This is a genomic window from Marinobacter orientalis (assembly GCF_004792665.1).
In the GTDB taxonomy this organism is placed as follows: Bacteria; Pseudomonadota; Gammaproteobacteria; order Pseudomonadales; family Oleiphilaceae; genus Marinobacter; species Marinobacter orientalis.
This window is the reverse complement of the sequence record NZ_SRZX01000001.1, coordinates 152,405-177,347: the sequence shown is the minus strand read 5'-3', so window position 1 is coordinate 177,347 and position 24,943 is coordinate 152,405. Positions and strand designations below refer to the sequence as shown.

Genomic DNA, 24,943 nt, shown 5'->3' with positions numbered 1-24,943 from the left:
GTTTTTCCGGGCCCTGCTCTACCAGCCGAGCCTTATACTCCCCAGCAGGGCATCGCCCAGACGCTGATCCAGGGTGCCCGCCACCAGGTCCCGATACCGGACGCGGGTGTCGATGCTGGCGCCAAGCCCCAGAACCACGGCTGGCCAGAATTTTCCGGCAGAGCGTACGCGGTATGTCAGCTCCGCTCTCCATTCGCGCAGGTAAAGCGTGCTTTTGATCTCCCGCGCCCCGTCAAGAGTGGCCCAGCGATCCCCTTTGCGTTCCAGCCGAAGCTGCCAGAGCTGACCGGGGCTTTGCCATCGCAGCATGACAGGCAGATCGATCAGCCAGTGGCCACTATCGCTGGCGTGCTGCCAACGCACTCTGGGAAGCCAGCGGAAAGAACCGAAACGATGATCGCCGCCGATCCCCAGGCTCAGGGGCGAGGCTTCATCCACGGCGCGGAACATCGCCACCCGACCATTCACCACATCACCATGAAATTCCTGATACTTGAATATGTTTGATGTACCGGCAAAACCGGCCCGGGCTTCCACGCGGTAAAGCCGGTGTTGCCATTGGCTGCCGAAGGTTAACCGGTGCAGGTGGCCATTGTGCGCCGGTTCACCGGTGCGTATGCGCAGGGGCTGATAGTCGTAATCAACGCCGAACTCGCCGGCAGCGCTCCGTCGATGCCAGCCCGCGCCACGCTGGGAACGGCTCACTTCGGTGGCCGTTGGCACATTCTGCGGCCAGTCGTAAGGCTGCCACTGGCGGTACAGCAGATAGAAATCGCTTGAGGCCTGGACGGCGCGGGGCAGGACCAGGGCAGCTACCAGAACAACCACCAGTGGATAAAACCACGATGTCGCTCGATCTGTGGTTTGAAAACAACACCCCTTAAACACAATGCTGCCTCCAGTCGTCAGAGGTGGTCAGGCCTGTTTACCAACAATACCCTTTGCCGGACCAGCTGCACAGTACCCGGTTTTTTGCTCCTTGCGAGAGTCTCTCTTGCTTCAGGAGTGGGGTCTGCCTGAAGACTTATGCTCGTACATCAGAGCGTCAGCCTGCTTCAGCAAAGCTGATATTTCATGCTCTCTTTCCAGATCCAGCTCGACGATTCCTTGGTTGAAAGCGATTTCATAGCCGCGCTGTGCCTGGGCATTAAAGATATCAAGTGCCTGGCGCAGGCGATAAATGAAATCGTGCGCCTCGGCTGACGGGGTATCGGTCAGGAGGATGACGAACTCATCACCCCCCAGACGAGCAGGTAAATCTGATTCGCGGGCGATTTGTCTGAGGACGTTGGCGAAGGCTTTTAACGCGAGGTCGCCTTCTTCATGGCCAAAAGTATCATTGATCTGCTTGAACCGGGTCAGGTCCAGAAACACCAGAGAAGCCGGTTTAGAGAGGCGATAGCAAAGGTTCACGGTATTCTGGGCCTGGTAAAGAAAGCCTCGGCGATTGGGCAGGTGGGTTAATTCGTCCTCGATTGCCATTTGTGTGGCAATCAGTTCACTCTCAGCCAGCTCTGCCAGATCCCTCAGGGCTGCAGCATCTTCGTCGCTGAACTCTCTTGGCTCATAATCAATGATACAGAGGGTGCCAAGGGGGCTTCCCTCCAGATTCCTGATCGGATAGCCTGCGTAAAAACGGAGATGCTGAGAGCCAGTGACCAGTTCGTTTTCAGCAAAACGCTCGTCCAGCGCAAGGTTGGGGACGACAAATGCATCATTTTTCAGGATTGCGTGTCCACAAAACGAAACTGATCGGGGAACTTCACAAACCGTCATTCCGATTTTTGACTTGAGCCACAGGCGGTCACTATCCACTAAGGAGACCAGTGCAACCGGTACGCTGAATAGCCGTTTGGCCAGACGGGTGAGCCGGTCAAAGCGTTCTTCAGGCTTGGTATCAAGAATATTCAGGCTGCGCAGTTGTTGGACTCGTGCGGCTTCATTCAGGGGCTCCGAATAATCCATTCCAGCTAAAACACCATATAGGGGTTATCGATAGGGGCTGTGGTGAAGTGTACCCTCGGAACATCAGCACATCAGCCGTGCGGGATTGTAAAAGTTGTGATTAGTCTGCCTGAAAATAGTGAGGTCTATCAAACGGCGGAGAATAAACTCCTGTCAGTTTCCTGAACTACACTGACAGGTAACTCAGAGCCCTGAGATACGTTTCCTGCGCATGCGGTCCGGATGGAGGCAGCGAGCGCCTGAATGACAACAAGCAAAATCTTGCTGAGGGCCGTTGCGACACGCTATTCAAAAGTAACCCGGCGCCTTGGCAGGCAAAATCGCCGGGGGTACATTTGCAGGCTATCGCTGAACTCGTCTCACACCATCATCCGCCGTGGATCGGATAGCAGGGATGAATAGCGTGCAGAAAAACGAGCAGCGTCAGCCCCATTGATCACCCGGTGGTCGTAGCTCAGGTCCACAGAAACCATCGGGACGGGCTGGAAAGCGTCGCCACTCCAGACCGGTATGGTTTCGGGGCGGGTGAGTCCCAGGATCGCCACTTCGGGCGGATTGACGATGGGGGTGAAGCCAATGCCGCCGATGCCTCCCAGATTCGTGATGGTCATGGACGCCCCTCCCATTTCGTCAGCGCCAACCTTGCGGCCCTGCGCGCGGCTGGCCAGATCAGCGATTTCCGTCCCGATCTGCCAAAGCCCCTTGGTTTCAGCATCGCGGATTACTGGCACCATCAGCCCGTGAGCGGTATCTACGGCGATACCAATGTGCACATACTCTTTGAGTACCAGTGTCTTGCCGTCAGCTGAAAGTGAGGCATTGAAGCGCGGGAATTCCTGCAGGCAGCGGGCCAGCGCCACAACGTGGAAGGCGAGTGCGGTCAGCTTCACCCCGCGGGCCTGCGCCTCGGGTTTCAGCTCGCGGCGCCAGGCCTCAACTGCACTTATATCGGCGCGCTCGTGATGTGTCACTGCGGGGATAAGCCTCTGTGCAGCAGCCAGGTTGGTGGCGGCCACTTGTGCGAAACGGCTCATGGGTTCTTCAACTACCTTGCCATGCCGGGAATGATCCACATCCCAGAGCGATGTGTCGTCGCCCGGGCCGTTGGCCGCCGTTGGTTTTTTGTCATCAAGATCCTCACGCACGATATTCATGCGTCCCAGATCACGGGCAAGTGCCTCGAGATTGATACCCTTTTCCCGGGCCAGTGCCCGAACCGAAGGTGGTGCGATAATGTCTGTCATGATTGGCTTCCACTCCATAGCTCAAAGCAGATGACGGAGCGGCTGCTCCATTCGACCTGCAAAATCGGAAAGAAGGGTAATGGCCGCAGAGGCATCCAGTTGCTCTGCGGAACATTCCAGTGTCAGCTTCAGCCCCGCACCCGAGGTCAGGACACTGAGCACCGGCGTATCCTCAGGGCCCGCCTGAATCGTGCTCAGGCGGCCAAATCGCAAATCGCGCAGCCGCAGATCGGGCGCGGCCTCAGGTTCGGCCTCGGCGAGGTCGCTCAGTCGTCTTCCGTGCATCGCAAAAATACGTGTCTTGCCAAAAGCTTCCAGCGCCACGATTGCATCTTTCCGGCCCAGGCTTGATCCTGCGAAAGCTGCCAGCAGGGAGCCCGCATCCGTCAGGCCGGCCTCTTTGGCAGCCCATACAGCAAACTCGCCGAAGCCATCCGCGGTCACCTCGGCAGACAGGTAACGACCAGGGGCGGCAGTGGAAAGTTGCGAAGCAGTCGCCTTCGGCAGGCTCTCCAGAACTTCCAGATCCTTGACATGGTAGGGTTGCGGATAGCCTTGTTCGACCAGTCGAGCCAGATCCAGACCCCGCTCGAGGGCCAGTCGCCGTGCTTTGGGTGATGCCAGGATCCGGCCGCCCATTGCTGGAGCAGCCTGCTGTGTCGGGCGCGATTCAGGAGCTTTTGAAGCCGACTTTTTAGCGGGCGCCGGTTCTGCCGCTGGTGCGGCTTCGGCTGGTGTCGCGGTTCCGCGAGCCTTGAGACTGCGCCGGACAGGCGCTTCTGGCTTTTTGCTGGAAATGATGGCGATTACGTCACCGACCGGTGCCTCTTCTCCAGCCTCGGCCAACAGCGCCGCGATGAAGCCGTCGTGGCCGGCATCGACTTCCACGATGGACTTGTCAGTTTCCACTTCGAACAGAATTTCGCCGGCGGTTACGGGATCGCCGGGCGATTTGCGCCACGCAACGATCAGGCCGGCATCCTGTGCCATGCCCAGCGCGGGCATAATGACCTGTTCGCCTTCGGGAATGGCGGAACTGGTCTGATCATCAGGCTCCGTGGGCTTTTCCTGGGCAATGTCAGGCGTGGTTCCGGTTTCCTCGGGTGTTTCGGAGATGCGTGCGACTACCCGTCCCACCGGCACTTCTTCGCCAGCGGTGGCGGTAACGTCGGTCAGGAAGCCTGAACCCTGTGCTTCGACTTCCATCGCTGCTTTATCGGTTTCCACTTCAAACAGTGCCTCCCCTTCTGAAACGGGGTCCCCGGGTGATTTGTGCCAAGTAAGGATGACACCCGTATCTTGCGCCATCCCGAGTGCTGGCATGATGACGTCAAGCGGCATGGATCATCTCCCCCGCGCAGAGCCGGCGAGCATTCTCGGCGACGCGTTCTGGTGTTGGTACTGTGAGATCTTCGAGCACAGGGCTGAAGGGCACTGGCACATCCATTGCTCCCATGCGCAGCACGGGTGCGTCGAGATAGTAGAAGGCCTTTTCGTTGAGGCGACTGGCGATCTCACCGGTTATGCCATAGTTCTGGTGGCCCTCATCAATGACGATGGCGCGGCTGGTTTTGCGGACGCTTTTGAGCAGGGTCTCCTCATCGAGCGGTACAATTGTGCGGGGATCGATCACCTCAGCACTGATGCCTTCGCTTTCCAGAATACGCGCGGCTGCCTCGGCTACCTGCACCATGGAGGACGTGCCGATCAGTGTGATGTCGCTGCCTTCGCGCTTGATATTGGCCTCACCGAAAGGAATCAGGTATTCGTCTTCAGGCACCGGTGCCTTGTCCTGATACATCAGTTTGTCTTCGATGATCACTACCGGGTTGTTATCCCGGATGGCTGTTTTCATCAGCCCTTTGGCTTCATAGGCCGAAGACGGTAACGCCACTTTAAGCCCCGGGATATGGGCAACCAGTACATGCAGGGATTGGCTGTGCTGTGCCCCCGAGCGGCGCGTGGCGCCCAGATTGGTACGCAGTACCATGGGTACGCTCAGCTTGCCACCTGACATGTACTGCTGCTTGGCCGCCTGGTTGCAGAGCTGATCCATCACCAGATAGATAAAATCGCCGAACATCAGATCGACGATGGGCCGTGCGCCGGTCAGGGCAGCGCCTACCGCGATACCCACGAACCCCGGCTCGGAGATGGGCGTGTCAATCACCCGGTCGGTACCGAATTCTTCAACCAGGCCTGACAGTACCTTGAAGGGTGTGCCAGCTTCGGCCACGTCCTCGCCGAGAATGAAGGTTGTCGGGTCGTGCCGCATCTCTTCGGCCAGGGCCTCGTTTACAGCTTGGGACAGTGTAATTTCTCTCATATCGTGATCTCCCTCAGTTTCCGGCTTGCAGCGTGGCAGGATCGGTTTCCGCGTAGACATGCATGTCTACCTCTGCAACGTCCGGATAGGCGGCGGCTTCGGCATAGGCGACGGCTTCTTTGGCATCCTGCTTGATCTGTTCGTTCAGCGTCTCGATCTCTTCTTCGGTGGCGATGCCCTGCTCGACCAGCCAGCCACGGAATCGAATGATGGGGTCACGGTTTTCCTTCCAGTCAGCCTCTTCCTTTTTCGAACGGTAATATTCGCGGTTGATGTCTCCCACGTGATGGCCGTGGTAGCGATAAGTCATCAGCTCCACAAAGAAAGGCCCCTCATTGTTGCGGCACCGTGCGACCAGTTTCTTGCTCAGTTCGTTGACGCCAAGAACGTCCTGCCCATCAATGGAGAACGCCTCGATGCCGAAAGCCTCTGCACGCGCTGTGATTGAGCCGGCTGCGATCTCCTCGGTCTTGGTGTATTCCGAATAACCGTTGTTCTCGCAGGCGTAGATAACCGGCAGCTTCCACAGCGCGGCCATGTTCATTACCTCGTAGAGCAGGCCCTGCGCGGTAGCCCCGTCTCCGAAGAAGCAGACGGTCACGTCATCCTGGCCCAGTAACTTGGCGCGCAGCGCCGAGCCGGTTGCAATTCCCATGGAGCCGCCGACAATGGCGTTGGCACCCAGATTGCCGTGGCTCTGATCGGCGATATGCATGGAGCCACCCTTGCCGCGGCAGTAGCCTTCCTGCTTTCCCAGCAATTCGCAGAACATCTCTTTATAGTTTGCACCCTTGGCTACGCAATGCCCGTGGCCTCGGTGGGTTGAGGTGATGCGGTCGTTATCGGTCAGAGCCTCACAGATGCCGACAGCTACGGCTTCTTCGCCGGAATACATGTGCGTCAGTCCCTGCATCTTGCCGGCAAGGTAAAGCTGGTTTGCGTTGTCCTCGAAGGTGCGGATGCGCACCATCTGGGTATACATCCGCAGATAGTCGTCCGTATTCGGGCTTGTCTTGGTCTTGGTCTTGGTTTTTGAGGTCATTGGAATACCCATTTTTCAACAGTTAGCGATAGAGCAGTTCCGGCAACCACATTGATACGGCCGGAACATAGGTGATAAGGAGGAGCACAATAACCAGGGGAATGAGGAACGGTGCAGTTGCACGCACCGCGTTCTCAAACCTGATATCAGCGACCCGCGCAAGCACATAGAGCACCATGCCTACAGGAGGTGTCAGAAGGCCCAGCATCAGGTTCAGAATCATCATGATGCCGAAGTGCACCGGATCCATGCCCAGCGCAACCACTACCGGCAGCAGGACGGGCGTCAGGATGGTAATGGCCGCCACCGGCTCCATGAAAAGGCCGACAACCAGGAGCACGAGATTGATCAGCAGGAGTACCAGAACAACATTCTGTGTGTGGCCGAGGATCCCGTCCGCCACTACCTGGGTGACCTGGTTGGAGGTGAGGATCCACGAAAAAATCGAGGCGGCCGCAACGATCATAAGAACAATCGCTGTCGTTTCGATCGTATCCAGTGAGATCGCCTTTAACTTGCGTAAATCCAGTGCCCTGTAAACGAATCCGCCAAGAAGCAGGGCATAGGCGCAAGCCGCAATGGCAGCCTCGGTTGGGGTAAACAGGCCTGCCAGGATCCCGCCTACGATAATGACCGGTGTCAGCAGTGACAGAAAGGCCCGCCGGAACGTTTGCCAAAGGACAGACCAGGCGAAACCCGCATCACGGCCGTAGCCCCGCACCTTCGCATACCAGGCCACCATAACCATCAGTGCTACCGCCATCAGCAGCCCGGGCACCAGGCCAGCCGCAAAAAGCTGGCCTATCGAGGTCGAAGAGATCACCCCGTAGACAACCAGGGGCAGGGAGGGCGGAATCAGTGGCCCAATGGTTGATGACGCAGCGGTGATGCCTACGGCAAAATCCCCGTCATAGCCGCCTTCCCTCATGGCCTTGATCTCGACTGTTCCCAGCCCACCGGCGTCGGCTACAGCAGCGCCTGACATGCCTGCAAACAACACCGAGGCGCCGATGTTCACGTGCCCCAGCCCGCCACGCATCCACCCGACCAGGGCCTTGGCGAAAGCGAAAATGCGGTCGGTAATGCCGCTATGGTTCATCAGGCTGCCCGCAAGAATGAAGAAGGGCACTGCCAGTAACGGAAAACTGTCCACGCCATTGATCATGCGATGCACAACCACTACCGCCGGCAGGGGACTTTCAATCAGCAGGAATGCCAGTGACGCACCGGCCAGCGCCAGTGCCACCGGCAGGCCGATGACCAGAAGCAGTGCAAGTGTTCCAAACAGGATCAGCATGACGGGCCACTCACTCTGGCAGTCCGGCGGGCACATCGGGTGCCACATCCGCCTTTCTGCTGATCAGGTGCCGCCACGCAACAACTGCCGAATAGATCGTCATCAGTGCAAAGCAGCCGGCAACAAAGCCGTAGAGCACCGACTTTGGCAGGTCAATCGCAGTCATCATCTGCCGCGTATTGCCCGCAAGCTCAACGCTGAGCACGGTCAGCACTGTAAACAGTCCTATTCTCAGGAGATCTACCACGGAGGATAAACCTCGGGCTGCCCTGGCCGGCAAATAGCGATAGAAGAATTCGACCGAGATGTGGGTGTTATGCCGCACTGCGATACAGGCGCCGGCAAAGGTCACAACTATCAGAAGATAGCGTGCGAGCTCTTCAGTCCAGCCGATCGAGTCGTTAAGCACATAGCGGGTAAAAAACTGAACGAAGACCACAAGTGCCAGAACCCAGAACAGAAATATAACCAGCCCTGCATCGAGTGCCGGAATGCGTGGTTTTTGTTCGCGTTTGTCAGGTGCGGGAGTCGGATTTGACATGTCGGGAACCTCGTAAGCTAACGCCCTGCCAGGTGCGGAAGCGGAAAAGCAGGCTGACACAAGAACGCATACAGCCTGCTGCGTTTGATCATTTCAAGGCTTGCAGCCTGTCGAAGGTCTTGCGGTCCCAGCTCGCCTGTGGACCATTCAGCTCGTCAGCCACTGCGTCGCGGAAAGGCGCCCGATCTACCTCGTTGACGGTTCCCCCCTGCTCACGGAACCAGCCCACCAACTCCAGTTCGGAGCTGCGGATATCGGACGAAGCCCCCTCGGCCGCTTCTTTCAGCACGGCCATCAGCGTTGCATAGTCCTCGTCCGGCATGCTGTCTGAAACCCGTCCGGCAACGATCGTGAGCAGTGCATCGGTGATGTGGCCCGTCAGGGTGATGTAGTCCTGAACTTCGTAGAATTTTTTGAACTGGATGGTGGGAAGCGGATTCTCCTGGGCATCGACAACGCCCTGTTGCAGTGCCAGATAAACCTCGGAAAATGCCATCGGAGTGGCATTGGCGCCAACAGCCTCTGGAAACATCTTGTATAGCGAGGCGTTGGGCACACGAATTTTCATACCCTCCATATCGGCAGGTGCCCTGATCTCACTGTTCGACGTCACATGGCGCTGGCCGTAATAAACCAGTCCGGCGACGTCGTCGCCGGTGGCCTCGGCATACCCTGCGGAAAGATCGAGGAAAAGATCCGAATCGCGATAGGCTTCCCAGTGCGCAAAGTCACGGAACATGAAGGGGGCGCTGCCGATCGCCATCGGCCCGTAACGGCGACCCGCGAAGAACTGACCGTCATAGATGATGTCGACTGTACCGAGCTCCAGCCCCTCGGCCAGGTCGGTCTGCTTGCCCAGGGAGGATGCCGGGAAAACCTCAATGGTGTACCTGCCATCGGTACGGTCTTCGAAAGCTTCGGCCGCCGATTCCGCCCATTCATGGTAAGGCGACTGTGACTCGTAAACATGGCCCCATCGCAACTCGGTCTGCGCCAAGGTGCTTGCTGAACCAGCTATCGCAAAAATGCCGGCTGCAAGAACCGACGGTATACCGAATATGTTTGTCATTTTTCCTCCCGGAAATTCAATAGGTCCGAAAACGAGATGAGCATCCGCTCTTTCGAAGCGTGACTGGCAATCCGTTGCCAGAAGCTCTTTCCGCTCGTTATCAGAAGTACAAAGCACCTACGACGGTGAACTGGGTGTGCCATTCGTCATCATTTTGGGCAGGCCCACCGTTGGCAAAGTTGGCATTCTTGGACGTGAGCACGCTGACCCAGGTATTGAAAGCGCCACGCGAAAGTTGAACGCCGGCAATGCTGAACTGGGTGTCTTCGCTGGTGAACATGTCTTCGCTGCCACTCTTGAGAAAGTCATAGTCGTGATAGAACTTGACGTTTTCGAAGATCCCCAGAGAGGTCGGCATGGAGTAGGAAATACGGGTCGAGTAGGCCTGGCCGTCAGACGGTATCAGTGCGCCTGTGGAAAGGGCGATTGAGTCCTCGGTCTGATTTACGCCGGGTGCGTTCTCGACGTTGTGGTCATACGCCAGGCCCTGAACCGTGAAGGCAAAACCTCCGGACCGGTAGTTGGCGAAAACGGTCGCGGCCCAATGGTCACCGCCGTCATCATTCGTGCGTGTATTGTAGTAATCGCCGAACTGGCCATTGGAGCCCAGCTGCAGTGTGGCATTGCCGTCCAGGTCAAAGGTATAGGCACCGCCGCCGTGGAAAGTGTTGATTGGCTCAACATCGGCAGAAAACGTTTCATTGGCAAATCCACGTGGGTTGATCTCGCCCTGGGCGATTACGTCGGGACGGAAACGGGCATTCGGATTGTCACCGCTGAGCTCGGTATTCTTGGTGAAGCTGGCTACCCAGTGCCAGTTGTTCTGCTGGTACTGGGTTTTGATGCCGAGGTCGGGGTTGTTTGCCAGGCCAATCCACAGGGGCACGTCGCTAAGAAAGCTGTTGTCGTAATAAGAGCCGTCTACACCAGCGCCCAGGGGCTGGATGATAACGCCGACTTCGGTAGACCAGGCCTCGTTGTGATTCAGGCCGACGTAGGTCCAGGCAGGGAAGAAGGCCTGCTGGGTTACCTGATAGTCCCATCTGGAGTTGTAATAGAGACCGTTGTCCCACTCACCGCTGACAATGAGCTCGAACTTATCGAGAAAATAGGTGCCGACCTTGTCGCGACTGGATTCGTCGTGGTCGGCATAAATATAGAGCGTTTCTACACCGACGCCGACTCTGAGAGGTATGGTGTTCTCGAGATCTGCGATCCGGTCTTCAATATCTTCCATCCGGTAACCGGCCGATTCCTGCGCCATCACCGTTGAGGTGCAAAGCATTGCAATCGCACCAGCGACAGCAGATAAGCTCTGAAACTTCAGCCTAACCTTCGGTATCATACTAGTCATGGTTCTCTCCGCATTGTTTTTGTTTACATAGGATGTGCAACTGCACATTCAATTTTTAGCAAAAGCTCATCAATAATGCAAACGTTTGCACAAAAAAAACAGCTATTCCCGCCTCAGGTTGTTGATGAAAGACTGATGACTCTGGTGCGCAGTACTTCGCCTGTCATGGACGCAATCGGAGAGAGAACTGAATAAAAAAGGCGCCAGCAAAATGCTGGCGCAAGCTCCCTTTGACAAGGGGGTAGGAAACAACAACACAATGCCGCTTTTACGTCAGGGCATCATCGACGAGTAGCCGGTCAAAACGACTTTATTTCGTGGAATCCGTTACTGGAGCACGATGCCGCCATCGATCATCAGCAACTGGCCCGTCATATAGTCAGATTCACTGCTGGCGAGGAAAGAGGCAGTACCCACGATGTCTTCAGGGTAGGAATAACGCTTCATGAGGATCATCTTTTCGGCCAGCTCGTCCATGGACTGCCCCTGTTTTTCAAACTTCCCGATGGCAACGAGATCCTTGTCCAGCTGCTCCCACAATTCCGTTCGCACAACGCCGGGGCCATATCCGTTAACCGTTATGTTGTGGTCAACCAGCGCTTTGGCGCCACCATTTATCATCGCCTGAACAGCATGTTTGCTGCAGGAGTAGGGGATGACGTCGTCAAATGCCTGGCGGCTGAGAATTGAACCCACATTGATGATTTTATACGGGCCATTGTCCTTACCCTGGGCGATCATCTGTTTTGCTGCCTCCTGCATGCCGACCAGGCAGCCCCAGGCATTAACGTCCATGATCTGTTGCCAGTTTTCTTCGGTGATATCAAGAAACATCAGGGGTTTGTTGATGCCAGCGTTATTGAGCATTACGTTGAGGCTGCCAAATGCCTCGACGGTAGCCTGAACGGCTGCTTTCATCTGGTCTCTCTTTGTTACATCCAGAGTAACCGCTATCGCTTTTCCGCCTTTCTCCTGTATTCGGGCTACAACTTCCTGGCAACCTTCAAGGTTGACATCCGCAACACAGACTTTCGCGCCCTGCGCCGCGTAGTGCTCGGCAACGGCTGCACCAATGCCCCTGGCTGCACCGGTAATCAGGCAGTTTTTGCTTTCTAAACGTGTCTTATCCATGTCTTCCCCTCGCGTATTGTCTTTGTTTGGGTTTCAGGTGATATGACAAGTCTAGCTAACCGGTTTTACAAATGCAAACGATTGCGCTACATTGATTTGAAGAGTTTCGCTCGCACTCAATAAATATAAGCAACCACAAAGAATTTACCAATTGGAGAAATTTATTATGACGTTGCATCCCGCTCCTGACCGCCTGATTTTGGAATTGATAGAGCAACGACACGAGTCTGCTCAGGGCATTGTCATGTCACACAGAAGCTCCGGAGAGTCGCCGAAAGGGCGCGTTGTCGAGATTGGCTATGAAGCGAGGTCCCGCCTTGAAGGCATGGAACGGGGCGATACTGTTTTCTTTGTACCCGGGCAGGGAGAAGTGGTAGCGGTCGCTGGTGTTAGCAGGGTGATTATTCACCTGGGCGACGTGCTGGCATGGGCCAATGAACAATAAAGCCAACTAATCATTATTATTCAGGAGTTTTTTGCTTATGTCAGCCAAGCATATCCAGTTCAACCAGGAAGCCCGGAATTCGTTGTTGCGAGGAATCAACGCGCTCGGTGATGCGGTCAAGGCAACTCTCGGCCCTTGTGGCCGGCACGTCGTCATCAGTAAAAAGGATCGTTTGCCATACGTGACAAAGGATGGGGTGTCGGTTGCGAAGGAAACAGAATTATCAGACGAGATAGAGGATACCGGAGCGCGCCTTGCACGCAATGTTGCATCCAAGGTTAATGAAGAGGTAGGCGATGGCACCACAACGGCCACTGTTCTTGCTCAGGCGCTGATGAACGAGGGGATGAGGGCGGTCGCGGCAAATATGAGCCCGGTAGCTATCAAGCGCGGCATAGAGCAGGCAACAAAAGATGCTGTCACTGCTCTCATCAGCATGTCGCTGCCCTGCAATGAGCCTGAATCCATCCGCCGTATCGCGACCATCTCTGCAAATGGCGACAGAGCGGTCGGTGGAATGATTGCCGATGCCATGAGTGAGATTGGCATTGAAGGAGTGATCACGGTTGAGGATGGTACTGGTCTTGATCTGGAGCTGAAGTTGGTCAAAGGCATGCAGTTTGACCGTGGATACGCATCCCCCCACTTCATCAACGATCACAAGAGCATGTCGGTGGATTTCGAAAATCCACTGATCCTGGCCATTGACGGAAAGTTTGATTCATTCAATGATCTGGTCCCTTTATTGGAGACAGTAGGCAAGAGTCGGCGGCCGCTTCTGATTATTGCCGAAGAGTTTGAGCACGATACTCTGCCTACGTTGATCGTTAACCACATGAAAGGACGTGTAAAAGTTGCAGCTGTCAAGTCGCCGGGGTTTGGTGATCGGCGTAAAAACATGATCGCCGATATTGCGATATTGACGGGGGCCAGCCTGGTATCAACTGACCTTGGCGTCACTATTGCTGATCTCCAGGAGGCTGATCTGGGCAGCGCCAGGCGGGTCGTTATAACCCAGGATACCTGCACCATTATCGATGGTGCAGGTGACCCGGATGCGATCACCGACCGAATTGACCAGATCAAGCAGCAGATACCGGATGCGTTTTCAGACTATGACCGGGAAAAATTGATGCAGCGAAAGGCGAGGCTTTCCGGTGGTATCGGCATTATCAAGGTAGGCGCAGCGACAGAGGTAGAGCTGGAGGAGAGAAAGGACAGGATTGGGGATGCTATCCAGGCCACGCGTGCGGCTATCGAGGAAGGGTATGTTCCGGGAGGTGGCGTATCCCTGTTGCGGGCGATCGAGAAGATGGATCCGGCTGCAGAGCTGACTCCCGACGAAGCCGCCGGATACGCTCTTACCATCAGGGCGCTGGAGGCGCCGCTCTCGACGATCGCGGAAAATGCCGGTCTGGTACCGGGGGTGATTATCGAGAATATTCGCGGTGGCAGTCTTGACTACGGTTTGAACGCCGCGACAGGAAAAATAGAACACCTGTTCGAGTCAGGCATTATCGATCCTACAAAAGTCACGAGGCTGGCGGTTCAGACCGCATCGTCACTGGCGACGCTGTTGATTACGACAGAGGTTCTACTTGTCGAGAAGGGGCAGGTAGAGGAAGGTCACCAACACTGATAGGTGGTCAAAAAAACATCAAAAAACAGTGCAAACGATTGCATTATAGCTTGCACTCTGCAAAGATTAACAATGAGATTTTGAGTAACTCATATCCCCAAAAAAACAAGCAACGGAGTCAAAACAATGAAAGTTCAAATAAATCCAATTCGCACTTTTCAGAATCTCGGCAAAGTTTCTCTTCTTGCCGGATCGATCATCAGTCTCGGGTTGTCAGGGATGGCCCAGGCCGAAACTTTCAGGATCGGTATTACCCAGAACAACGTGGGCGTGGACAGCTATCAGACTACCTATGAGCAAGCCTTTGAGGATGCCGCTGAGGAAGCAGATAACGTGGACGTCGTGGTTCTCGATGCTGGCGGAGATGTTGCCCGCCAGATTTCACAGGTAAGAAATCTGATCCAGCAACAGGTTGATGTAATCATCATCTGGCCGACCGATGGCCAGGCGGTAGTTCCTGCAATTAACGGCGCCAGGAACGCGGGTATTCCCGTAGTGGTAACAAATTCGAATATTGCTGAGGCAGGTCAGCCGCTGATCGCTTCCTTTTCCGGCCCCAACAACATTCAACAGGGCGCTTATGCGGCTGAAATGATGTGTAACCAGCTGGGAGGCGAGGGGAATATTGTTCAGATTACCGGGCAACCTGGTTATACAACGGCCATTGAGAGGCAGAAAGGCTTTGAAGACCGTCTTCCCGAAGTCTGCCCCGATGTAAAAATTCTCGATACACAGCCCGGCGACTGGAATCGTGCAAAAGCCCAGCGCACGATGGAGGACTTTCTGACCCGATATGACAACATCGATGGTGTCTATGCAGCCGACGATAACATGGGGGTTGGTGCACTGAATGCTGCGAAATCCGAAGACCGTGCCGGAGAGATAATCTTCATTGGTGCCACCAACTTCGCGGTTGGTTATGAGGCCATGGCTCGGGGTGAATATCATGGCTCGGTGTACCAGTCACCCGCAGAGGATGCGCGCAATGCTTTAAACATCGCTATTGCGGTTGCCCAAGGGAAAGAAGTGGACAAGATGAGTTATTTTGACACGCCGAAGATAACCCAGGAAAACATGGACGAATTCGAAAAGCCTGTTTTCTGAGTCGGGATATCTGACAGCAAAAGGGGCCCTTGCATAAAGGGCTCCGGTTAGTGGGGTCAAATAATGAAAGCTTTGTTGGATTCTTTCAAGCCAGGTTCAAAAGGTGGCGAAATATCTGTGCTTCAGTTTTTTGGGAAGCATGGTATTTCGGTGGCCTTCGTTCTATGTGTCGTCATTTTTTCGCTGTCGACTCAAAAATTTCTTAGCACAGATAATTTCCTGACCGTGGTGATGCAGGCGTCCATTATCGGGACCATTGCGCTCGGTGTGACTTTTGTTGTCATCGGGGGAAATCTGGATCTGTCTGTAGGTTCACTATTATCTTTTGCCACTGTTCTGGTAGTCGACCTTCATGACAAGGTAGGGCCTGGGACGGCAATCCTGCTGATGTTTGTTTTTACCTTGCTGATTGGTTCGATTAACGGATATTTAATCGGTTATCTACGTTTGAATTCACTGATTGTCACCCTGGGTATGTTATCCGCGATACAGGGCATTACCCTCGTTTATTCAGGTGGTAAAAATGTTGATATATCCGATCAGACAAACACCTGGTTTGCTTTTTTTGGAAGAGAGGCGCTCTTTGGAGTTCCGGTTCCGGCAATAATATTTATAGTACTGGGCATTATCTTGCAGATTGTGCTCCTGAAAACGGGTTTCGGCCGCAAGATATTTGCCATTGGCGGTAACGCAACCGCTTCATTATTCTCCGGCCTGCGCAGAAATCGTCTTGTATTCAGTACCTATTTGTTATCAGCGTTCACCACTGGTTGTGCTGCCCTGATTCTGGGCTCCCGTGTGATGGGGTCTCAGAATAATGTCGGTGAAGGTTACGAGTTGCTTGTACTTGCCGGTGTCATCCTGGGCGGAACCAGCCTTCTGGGCGGCTCAGGAAGTATTGCGCGAACCGTCATCGGTGTACTGATTCTGGCGATGATTCAGAATGGACTGTTGCTGCTGGGCTTCCCTTACTATACCCAGTGGCTTGTTACCTGGGTGGTTATTATTGTAGCAGTCTGGCTAGACATAGCTGCCAAGCGTGGCAAGCTGTTTAGCACTTATTAAAACCCGAAATATGACGGGGATAATGACAATGAATCGTATAATTGACTTGGTAAAAAGACAGCCGATCTGGATATTTGTTTTTATCTGTGTTGTCTTCTTCAGCTTTTCATCACCTTATTTTTTCGACATCAGGAATTTCAGTAATATTCTGGTGCAGGCTTCGACAATCGGTTTGATTGCTCTTGGAATGACGTTTGTCATGATCAACGGCAATATAGATTTATCGGTTGGAGCGACCCTGGCGCTCGCAGCGAGTCTTGCCGTCGGTTTGCAGCCGCAACTGGGAATTACCGGAGCGGTACTGGTAGGACTGCTCTCCGGTATTGTGATTGGCGCGCTGAATGGAATAATCGCCTGGAAAACCGGTGTTGACGCATTCATTGTTACTCTTGGTGCAATGATAGGCGTGAGAGGGCTGGTGTTCATCTATACCGGAGAGCAGGCTTTCTACGCGCACGATCTGGCCTATTCTGATTTTGGTGCCAGCTCGTTGTTTGGGATGCCTGTGCTGGCACTGATTTTTATATGTTTAACAATAATTGCCCATCTGGTATTGAAATATACGATTCATGGACGAAACGTTTTTGCTGTGGGCGGTAACCGGGTTGCTGCCAAAGAGGCGGGTATTCGTGTCGGCCCGCATATGTTACTGAATTTTATTCTGATAGGCTTCCTGGCCGCACTCTCGGGTATTCTGTTATCTACTCAAATGGGCGCATCAACGCCGAATCTTGGCCGCAATTATGAGCTTTGGACGATCACTGCGGTCGTCCTGGGCGGGACGCGTCTTACCGGTGGTTTTGGCAGCATCATCGGAACCCTTGGCGGTGTTCTTGCCATCGCAATACTCCGAAATGGTATGAATTTACTTCAGGTGCCGTCGTTCTACGTGCTTATCATTCTGGGCTCTATTCTGATCATTGTTCTGTTTATCGATAAGCGCTTCGCCGAGCCGCAAGGAGTGGGAGCATGAACACACAAACCGAAATGAAAGAATCGATAAACTCGCAGCCCGAAGAAAAACCCTTACTGAAACTGAAAAACGTCAGTAAATCGTTCCCTGGTGTAAAGGCACTGGATGGTGTGGAACTGGATGTTCGCGCCGGAGAGGTACATGCGCTTCTCGGTGAAAATGGGGCCGGGAAATCGACCCTGATGAAGATACTCGCCGGCATCTATCAGCCGGATGGGGGGGAGGTCTTTCTTGAGGATCAACTGGTGCACATGTCGAGCCCCCTGGAGGCCCGGGAGCATGGTGTGTTGCTGATCCACCAGGAACTCTCCCTGGTGCCGGACATGACAGTGGCCGAGAACGTATTCCTGGGAAACATTCCCCGGTTTGCCAATATGTTTGTCAATAATCGCCATCTGAATGAGCGATGTGGAGAAATCCTCACCCGCCTCAATTGCAAGTTCAAGCCCACGGAAAAGCTTGGCAATCTGTCGATTGCCAACCAGCAAATGGTAGAAATCGCTCGGGCACTGGTTTTTCAGCCAAAAGTCGTTGTCTTTGACGAGCCTACCGCCTCTCTTACGGACTACGAAAAAGTGGTGTTGTTCGGTGTAATACGGGAGCTGAAGGAGAGTGGCACTGCCATTGTTTACATCTCGCACCGTATGGATGAGATCTTCGAGCTTTCCGATCGCATCTCGGTGTTGCGCGATGGCACCTACCAGGGCACTTTTTACACCCGTCAAACGAATGAAGACGAAGTGACCCAGCGAATGATTGGCAGGGACCTCGATGCCGATATCGAGCATCAGCCGCCGGAACTTGGGGCCAAAGCCCTGGAGGTCAGCGGTCTTGGTATCGATGGGTTGTATTCAGATATTTCATTTGATGTTCACGCCGGGGAAGTTGTTGGATTCTATGGCCTGGTCGGGGCTGGCCGGACTGAGATCATGGAAACAATTTTCGGTCTGCGTAAGCCTGATTCCGGAAGTGTTCAGATTAATGGCCAGAATCTGGCCATCAACTCGCCGAGTGATGCTATCGATCATGGCCTTGGTCTGGTGCCGGAGAGCCGTAAAGAGCAGGGGCTGGTTCTTGGGATGAGTTGTAAAGACAACACGACCCTGGCCAATATCAGCGAGTTTACGAAGCTTGGCTGGATTGATACTTCTGCTGAGAGAAAGGTGTTCGAAGAGTATATGGATAAGCTTCGCATTAAATGCCCGGGCTGGGAATATTCAACTCTCAACCTGAGTGGTGGCAACCAGCAGAAGGTGGTCATTGGTAAGTGGTTGAGTACCTCGCCAAAAATTCTCATCCTCGACGAGCCCACCAGAGGTATCGATGTCGGCTCCAAATCAGAGATTCATCATCTTATAAGGGAATTGGCGAAAACTGGCCTGGCTGTGATCGTTGTCAGTTCTGAAATGCCGGAGGTACTTACCGTAAGCGACCGGATTATCGCAATGTACGATGGCCGTATAACCCGATGCTTTGACCGTAGCGAGGTAACTGAAGACACGCTGATCAGAGCAATCACTGGCCAGACGGGACACTAGGTGGAGGCGATTTTTTTCTTCCTCCGGATCACGGGAGCTGTTGACTGCCTGATAATGAGTTTGGGTTTCAGCAGCACTTCCTCATAATGGTCATCACTCTCAGGATCTATTCGTTTCAGTAATAGCTCTGCAGACCGTTCGCCCATCTGGAAATGGGGAATGGATATCGTTGTAAGAGGGATCGCAAACCAGTCAAGGTAAGGCATGTTATTAAAGCCCACTATCGATATTCTTTTCGGGCAGGTATATCCAAACTGTGTCAAGGCGGTGAAGCAGCCCAGGGCAATCAGGTCATTTGATGCGATAAGCGCCGTAGCGTCGGGGTTTTGCCCAAGAAATACTGACATTGCCTTTTCGCCGCCTTCCTCTGTCAAAGAGTGGGCTTCGACAATGCGGTGTGGCTCAACTTCGAGATCATGCTCGGCCATTGTTTGCGTGAAGGCCCGCAGGCGGATGTATGACACCGAGATGTTCTTGGGGCCGGCAATGAAGCCGATTTTACGGTGGCCCAGATCAAGCAGATGGCCTACTGCCATTTCAATACCCAATGAGTCATCCACTTTCACCGTATCCACATTACCCTGATCGACCACCCGGTTGACCAGAACCAGGGGAATGCTGTGGCTCTTACACAAATCCACGACGCTATCCGTGCGAAATGCAGCCGCGTATATGATGCCGTCGACGCCCCGGCTTATAAGCTTCTCCACCTCGGTATGAGCTGCACTTGCGTTATTTTCACTGTAAGCCAGGAACGCTGTGTACCCATATTGATTAAGTACGCTGTGTATGCCCCGAACGATAGGTGCAAACACGGGGTTCATCATGTCCGGAATAATGATGCCGATGGACTTGGTTCTTCCAACCTTGAGGGCGTATGCGGCGGCATTCTGCTTGTAACCCATCTCCTGGGCGGCTTTTCTCACCCGCTTTACAACATCAGGGGAAATCATTTCACTGGATTTCTCACTCAACGCGCGGGACACCGTGGAGGTGTTGATGTTGAGGTGTTCTGCCAAATCGCGAAGTGTTACCCGTTTCCTGTGCACCAAAACCAAAGTCCAGTATCTGAGAGAGAGTTGGAAAACGACGTGAGACTACGTCGTGAGCTTCTGCGTTCGATTATCTTGAATACCTAATCTATTGAATGATACACGAATCTGGGTGCACGAACGCTTTTCCTCACCATTTTAATTGAATAACGCAAACGTTTGCACTAGAGTAAGGCTTGATAGTTTCCATAAGCAGAAGAGGCTTATCTTTGCCGCCGCATTGAGGAGGAGTCATGGCTAAGACAGTAAAACCGAGCGAGCCAACCATTGTCCGTTCCGAGGACGTCGATCCTCACTGGGTATGGGGGCGCCCTATACCTGCACCGGGCAGGATGCATGTTGATTTTGAGGAACGGGTAAACTATGACCGCCTGCACCGCTACAGAACAGGAAGGGCGCGGGAAGCTCTGGCTGGCTCCGACCTGGGGGCCATTCTCTGTTTCGACAACAATAACATCAGGTACCTCACCAGTTCCGTTATTGGTGAATGGACCCGAGACAAGTTCTGTCGCTACGCCCTGTTCACCGGCAATTCGGATCCCTACCTTTGGGACTTCGGTTCAGCCGCTGCCCATCATCGCATTTATGCCCCCTGGCTGAAGCAGGAGCGGTGTCGTGCGGGGATGCTCGGGCTGAGGGGATCTATCGGCCAGGAAGCCGGCCTCTTCAAGCGTGCCGCTGAAGAGATCCGCGATATTCTGCGTGCCGAGGGCGTCGCTGATATGCCCGTGGGCGTGGATGTTGTTGAGCCTCCAATGCTGTTCGCACTCCAGGAAGTCGGTCTGGAAATCAGGGACGTGCAACAGGTCATGCTGGATGCCCGTCAGATCAAGAGCCAGGATGAAATCACTCTCCTGAACATGGCGGCCACGATGGTGGATGGCGCCTACGATCATCTGGCCGAAAAGCTTCGGCCGGGCACCCGGGAAAACGAGATGGTGGCCCTGGTCAACAAGTTTCTTTATGACAACGGCTCCGATGATGTAGAGGCAATTAACGCCGTATCCGGTGAGCGCTGCTGCCCGCATCCCCACAATTTCACTGACCGTATGTACCGGCCGGGTGACCAGGCGTTTTTCGATATTATCCAGGCGTTCATGGGATATCGCACCTGTTACTACCGTACTCTGAATATTGGCAGCTCTACCAAATCCCAGGAGGATGCCTACAAGCAGTGTCGGGAATGGATCGACTCTGCGATCGAACTGGTCCGTCCCGGTATGACCACCGACAAGATTGCCGCGGTATGGCCCAAGGCAACCGATTTTGGCTTCGCTAATGAAATGGAGGCGTTCGGTCTGCAGTTTGGCCATGGTTTGGGAATGGCACTTCACGAGCGGCCGATTATAAGCCGGCTGGTATCGTTCGACAGCCCGTTCGAGTTGCAGGAGGGAATGGTTTTCGCGTTGGAGACCTATTGCCCCGCCGCAGACGGTAATGGCGCTGCTCGCATCGAGGAGGAGGTCGTTGTGACCCCGGATGGTTGCCAGGTGATCACGTTATTCCCGTCCAAGGAATTGTTTGTCGCTAACAAGTACTGACCGGCAACAGATCCAGCGGCGATTCCAGAATCAGGAGTCTATGGTTTGAAAGACTATATTGAAGAAATTGGACAAAGCATACCCAACGGACTGTTTGTCAACGGAGAGTGGATAACTGAAACCAATGGCAAAATTGAGGTGGTTAATCCTGCTACCGAGGAAGTAATCGCCATTGTCCCCAGTTGCACGTCTGAGCATGCAAAGTTGGCTCTTGATGCCTGCGAGGGGGCCGCGAAGGAGTGGATGGCGCTGAGCCCGAGAGAGCGCTCGGAAGTCTTGCGATCCATTTTCGACACCATGCAAAAAGAAAAAGACATCATTGCCAGGTTGATCACACTCGAGGAAGGAAAAACCCTCAAGGAGTCAACCGGTGAGGTCGATTATGCCTCGGAGTTTTTTCGTTGGTATGGTGAGGAATCCCTGCGTTTGGGAGGTGAAATGCGGCCATCTCCCAGTGGCAAGCATACGATCGTCGTGACCCATCAGCCGGTTGGTACGGCTTTGTTGATCACGCCCTGGAACTTCCCGGCCGCGATGATCACCCGAAAAATCGCACCAGCCATCGCCGCCGGTTGTGGCGTCATTGTCAAACCGCCGAAAGAAACTCCGCTTACCTCCATGTATCTTGCAGAACTGATGCAAAGATGTGGCGTGCCCGATGGTCTTGTCAACGTCCTGACGACTGATGACGCAGGCGATCTTACCGAGACTCTGGTAAGGGATCAGCGGCTGCGTAAAATTTCCTTCACCGGCAGCACGGGTGTCGGGCGACTTCTGCTTGGTTCTGCCGCCCGAAGGATCCTCAACACATCGATGGAGCTTGGCGGAAATGCGCCATTGATTGTCTGCGATGATGCAAATATCGATACGGCTATCGAAGGAGCTTTCCTCGCCAAGATGCGCAATGCCGGTGAGTCATGCATTGCCGCGAACAGGCTTTATGTTCATGACTCCATATACGACGAATTCTGCAGCCGACTGGTAGAACGGTTCTCCAATCTGACAGTCGGCAATGGTCTTGAGGATGACGTGGATGTCGGTCCCATCATTTCCCGTAAAGAACTGGAGAAACTACAGGCCATAATTGCTGAGGCAGTAAGCGACGGCGCCACTCTTGAAACCGGTGGCACGACGCTTTACGAGAAAGGGTTTTTCTTTGCGCCAACCGTGCTCAGTAACGTGAAATCCGATGCGCGTATTCTCGGCCTCGAAGTGTTCGGTCCTGTTGCGCCTCTGGTGCGGTTCCGGGAGGTGGAATCGGTTATCCAGCAGGCTAACGACACACCTTATGGCCTGGCCGCCTATGTTTTCAGCCGGGATGTTGGTAAGGCGATGCGAATTGCGCAGAGGCTTAACGCGGGCATTGTTGGCGTGAACCGGGGGTTTGTATCCGACCCGGCCGCTCCATTTGGTGGTATGAAAGAGAGTGGCATAGGCCGGGAAGGGGCCCAGGATGGCATTAAGGAGTTCCTGGAGACCCAGTATATAGCCACGTCATGGTGACCCTGCCTGAACACAAGGATTGGTGACGAACATTTTGAGGATTGTAAGTATTCCGGATTTGGTCCATTTTAGGAGGGTTGGATTGTAAGCACGCTACTGTTGGAGAACGTATCGTGAAGACCGTATCGAGCACAGGATTTGCTTTTTTCGGCGCATCGCTGATCGCCATCAGTTACGGTCTTGCGCGCTTTGCCTTTGGTCTGTTTGTCCCGCCCATTCGCGCCGAGCTTGGGCTGACACCTGAAATGATCGGTATTATCGGCGCGCTGCCGCTCATCAGTTTCCTGCTGGCTTCGTTGGTTGCGCCCCTGGCAGCCGATCGTCTCGGTGCCCGCAACACGGCGGTTCTGTCTGGCGGGTTCGGAGCTGTCGGCCTGGCGCTTATCAGCCAGTCCTCGGGCGCGTTGTCGCTGGGAGTGGGGGTGTTCGCTTGCGGCATCTGCACCGGCCTGATGATGCCAGCGCTAACTGCTGCCATGCAGGTGCTGGTTGATCGTTCCATGCACGGGCGCGTCAGCTCTGTGATGAACGCAGGTACGAGTATCGGTGTAGCGGTCGCAGTGCCTGCGGTTCTGTTTATGGCCGGTATCTGGCGTTTCGCTTACGTCTCCTTTGCCGTCCTTGCGGTTATCGGGGTGCTGGCGGCCTGGTACTATATTCCCTCAGTGTCCCGGGTTGCCCCGTCAAATGCGGCGCCGCCGCCCCCGATCAGCGCCCTACAGTGGTGGCGTCTTTTCAGGCTTTCGCTGTTTGCTTTCGTGATGGGCTTCGTCTCTTCCGCTTACTGGATATTTGCGCCCGATCTCGCGGTCACCCTCGGTGAGCTTCCACCCGGGCAAACCGGTTGGCTTTGGCTGGCGGTTGGTATCGCCGGGCTTGGCGGTGCGGTAGTGGCTGATCTGGCCGATCGAAACAACCCGCCCATCACTCAGGCGCTGATGCTGATGATGCTGGCAGCAAGCCTGGCGCTGTTGGCTGCCAGTCCGGGGCAGTTGGCGCTCGCGGCGTTTTCCGGGCTGGTCTTTGGCCTGGCCTATATGAGTCTGACAGGTCTTTACCTGATGTCCGGCATCCGGCTTTTGCCGGGCCGCCTGTCGATGGGTCCGGTACTGCCATTCATGGCGATTTCGCTCGGTCAGGCTACCGGCTCACCCATTGTCGGCATGTTGGTGAACAACTTCGGCTACAGTGACGCGTTCGCCATTTTTGCCGCGATTGGCATCGTGGTGGCACTGCTGTCGCCGCTGTATCCGCGCAGCATTGAGCAAGGGTCTGAGGAGCAAGTGCAGGAAGACACTGGCCTCCAGGCTGCGTACGATTATCAGCTCCGGGATGAGGAGGGCGAGCCGTTCAGCTACGACTCGGAAGAACGCACCTCTGGCCAGTCGGTTGCAGAGTCTTCCGGAGATCAAGACAGACATTAGCCTGGGTCATTCTGCTTTTGTGTACCGATCTCACTGGTATAATCGATTGAGATTTAGGCGGACAGATTGAGAGAACACTCTATGGGTGAAGAAAGTGAGAGTCCGAAATGCGATTCAAACCGCAGAACACGTCCCGGGGCCTTTTTGCGCGGATTTTTGCGGGAACCAGGTCAGGTGGGCTCAATCATCCCCAGTTCGCGATTCCTGGAGCAACGGATCGTAGAGGCGTCGCATCTGTCTGGTGCCAAGCGAGTGGTGGAGCTGGGCCCCGGTACCGGCGGCACTACACGAACGTTTCTCCGGCACCTTGGTGAGGATGCGCGCCTGCTCTCAATCGAGTTAAGTCCATACTTCCATGAACTGCTCGACGAGATCGCCGATCCACGCTTCACCAACCATGTGGGTAGCGCTGAGGATCTCGCAGAGATTCTGGTCTTGCACGATATGGGGCAACCGGACGTGGTTATCTCCGGTATTCCCTTCTCGAAGATGCCGGAAGCCGTTGCTACCCGTGTGGCGCAGGCGGTGAAGGACAACCTGGCCAGGGGTGGGCGTTTCATTGCTTATCAGTTCCGGCGGGATGTGGCCTTGATTACCGACCCGATCATGGGGTCGCCTGCCAGCTGTGCACTGGAGCTACGGAACATCCCCCCGATGCGGGTTTATAGTTGGCTCAAGCCAGACAGGTAA

Annotated in this window: 22 protein-coding genes; 10 read left to right on the top strand and 12 right to left on the bottom strand. The window is 54.6% G+C overall.

The genetic code is table 11. From position 1 onward, the window contains the following. Positions 1-18: 18 nt before the first annotated feature. From DIT72_RS00910 to DIT72_RS00860, 11 genes are all read right to left on the bottom strand, one after another. A complete protein-coding gene (locus DIT72_RS00910; RefSeq protein WP_135953332.1) occupies positions 19-828 on the bottom strand; it encodes a hypothetical protein in 810 nt (269 codons plus the stop codon). A gap of 171 nt (positions 829-999) precedes the next feature. After that, the gene (locus DIT72_RS00905; protein ID WP_135953331.1) at positions 1,000-1,965 is read right to left on the bottom strand and encodes a sensor domain-containing diguanylate cyclase; all 966 of its coding nucleotides are present in this window, start codon (positions 1,963-1,965) and stop codon (positions 1,000-1,002) included. 359 nt (positions 1,966-2,324) lie between these two features. Then, positions 2,325-3,209: a 2-oxo acid dehydrogenase subunit E2 gene (locus tag DIT72_RS00900; RefSeq protein ID WP_135953330.1), complete on the bottom strand. Its 885-nt coding sequence runs from the start codon at positions 3,207-3,209 to the stop codon at positions 2,325-2,327. Positions 3,210-3,230: 21 nt separating this feature from the next. Beyond that, positions 3,231-4,550: a biotin/lipoyl-containing protein gene (locus DIT72_RS00895; protein ID WP_135953329.1), complete on the bottom strand. Its 1,320-nt coding sequence runs from the start codon at positions 4,548-4,550 to the stop codon at positions 3,231-3,233. Further along, positions 4,540-5,535, bottom strand: a complete 996-nt coding sequence (locus DIT72_RS00890) for an alpha-ketoacid dehydrogenase subunit beta (protein ID WP_135953328.1) — start codon at positions 5,533-5,535, stop codon at positions 4,540-4,542. The genes DIT72_RS00895 and DIT72_RS00890 overlap by 11 nt, the downstream gene beginning before the upstream one ends. A gap of 13 nt (positions 5,536-5,548) precedes the next feature. Continuing rightward, positions 5,549-6,577 (bottom strand): thiamine pyrophosphate-dependent dehydrogenase E1 component subunit alpha, encoded by a 1,029-nt coding sequence (locus DIT72_RS00885; RefSeq protein ID WP_135953327.1) that lies wholly within the window; start codon positions 6,575-6,577, stop codon positions 5,549-5,551. 22 nt (positions 6,578-6,599) lie between these two features. After that, positions 6,600-7,922, bottom strand: a complete 1,323-nt coding sequence (locus tag DIT72_RS00880) for a TRAP transporter large permease (RefSeq protein ID WP_228260696.1) — start codon at positions 7,920-7,922, stop codon at positions 6,600-6,602. After that, positions 7,885-8,415 carry a TRAP transporter small permease gene (locus tag DIT72_RS00875; RefSeq protein ID WP_135953326.1) on the bottom strand — a complete coding sequence of 177 codons (531 nt, stop codon included), beginning with the start codon at positions 8,413-8,415 and terminating at the stop codon, positions 7,885-7,887. Before DIT72_RS00875 ends, DIT72_RS00880 begins: the two co-directional genes overlap by 38 nt. Positions 8,416-8,503: 88 nt before the next feature. Continuing rightward, the gene (locus DIT72_RS00870; RefSeq protein WP_135953325.1) at positions 8,504-9,484 is read right to left on the bottom strand and encodes a sialic acid TRAP transporter substrate-binding protein SiaP; all 981 of its coding nucleotides are present in this window, start codon (positions 9,482-9,484) and stop codon (positions 8,504-8,506) included. Positions 9,485-9,584: 100 nt separating this feature from the next. After that, on the bottom strand, positions 9,585-10,838 hold the full coding sequence (locus tag DIT72_RS00865; protein ID WP_135953324.1) for a hypothetical protein: 1,254 nt from the start codon (positions 10,836-10,838) through the stop codon (positions 9,585-9,587). Positions 10,839-11,165: 327 nt separating this feature from the next. After that, positions 11,166-11,969 (bottom strand): SDR family NAD(P)-dependent oxidoreductase, encoded by an 804-nt coding sequence (locus tag DIT72_RS00860; RefSeq protein ID WP_135953323.1) that lies wholly within the window; start codon positions 11,967-11,969, stop codon positions 11,166-11,168. Between the two features lie 166 nt (positions 11,970-12,135). Between DIT72_RS00860 and DIT72_RS00855 the strand changes: the two genes are divergently transcribed. From DIT72_RS00855 to DIT72_RS00830, 6 genes are all read left to right on the top strand, one after another. Further along, positions 12,136-12,414, top strand: coding sequence for a co-chaperone GroES (locus tag DIT72_RS00855; RefSeq protein WP_135953322.1), 279 nt, complete (start codon positions 12,136-12,138; stop codon positions 12,412-12,414). 37 nt (positions 12,415-12,451) lie between these two features. Then, positions 12,452-14,053 (top strand): chaperonin GroEL, encoded by a 1,602-nt coding sequence (gene groL, locus DIT72_RS00850; protein WP_135953321.1) that lies wholly within the window; start codon positions 12,452-12,454, stop codon positions 14,051-14,053. 126 nt (positions 14,054-14,179) lie between these two features. Continuing rightward, positions 14,180-15,157: a sugar ABC transporter substrate-binding protein gene (locus DIT72_RS00845; protein ID WP_135953320.1), complete on the top strand. Its 978-nt coding sequence runs from the start codon at positions 14,180-14,182 to the stop codon at positions 15,155-15,157. Between the two features lie 63 nt (positions 15,158-15,220). Further along, positions 15,221-16,222, top strand: a complete 1,002-nt coding sequence (locus DIT72_RS00840; protein ID WP_135953319.1) for an ABC transporter permease — start codon at positions 15,221-15,223, stop codon at positions 16,220-16,222. A 28-nt stretch (positions 16,223-16,250) separates the two neighbouring features. After that, positions 16,251-17,195 (top strand): ABC transporter permease, encoded by a 945-nt coding sequence (locus DIT72_RS00835; protein ID WP_135953318.1) that lies wholly within the window; start codon positions 16,251-16,253, stop codon positions 17,193-17,195. After that, positions 17,192-18,733, top strand: a complete 1,542-nt coding sequence (locus tag DIT72_RS00830; protein ID WP_228260695.1) for a sugar ABC transporter ATP-binding protein — start codon at positions 17,192-17,194, stop codon at positions 18,731-18,733. The genes DIT72_RS00835 and DIT72_RS00830 overlap by 4 nt, the downstream gene beginning before the upstream one ends. Here the strand turns inward: DIT72_RS00830 and DIT72_RS00825 are convergent. Continuing rightward, complete coding sequence (locus tag DIT72_RS00825) at positions 18,730-19,752, bottom strand: LacI family DNA-binding transcriptional regulator (RefSeq protein ID WP_168354994.1); 1,023 nt, start codon at positions 19,750-19,752, stop codon at positions 18,730-18,732. The genes DIT72_RS00830 and DIT72_RS00825 overlap by 4 nt on opposite strands. A 266-nt stretch (positions 19,753-20,018) precedes the next feature. Here DIT72_RS00825 and DIT72_RS00820 point away from each other — a divergent pair, with 266 nt between their 5' ends. From DIT72_RS00820 to DIT72_RS00805, 4 genes are all read left to right on the top strand, one after another. Continuing rightward, positions 20,019-21,326: a M24 family metallopeptidase gene (locus tag DIT72_RS00820; protein ID WP_135953316.1), complete on the top strand. Its 1,308-nt coding sequence runs from the start codon at positions 20,019-20,021 to the stop codon at positions 21,324-21,326. A 45-nt stretch (positions 21,327-21,371) separates the two neighbouring features. Then, positions 21,372-22,829, top strand: coding sequence for an NAD-dependent succinate-semialdehyde dehydrogenase (locus DIT72_RS00815; RefSeq protein WP_135953315.1), 1,458 nt, complete (start codon positions 21,372-21,374; stop codon positions 22,827-22,829). A 113-nt stretch (positions 22,830-22,942) separates the two neighbouring features. Continuing rightward, positions 22,943-24,253, top strand: a complete 1,311-nt coding sequence (locus DIT72_RS00810) for an MFS transporter (protein ID WP_135953314.1) — start codon at positions 22,943-22,945, stop codon at positions 24,251-24,253. A gap of 174 nt (positions 24,254-24,427) precedes the next feature. Continuing rightward, the gene (locus tag DIT72_RS00805; protein WP_206081034.1) at positions 24,428-24,943 is read left to right on the top strand and encodes a class I SAM-dependent methyltransferase; all 516 of its coding nucleotides are present in this window, start codon (positions 24,428-24,430) and stop codon (positions 24,941-24,943) included.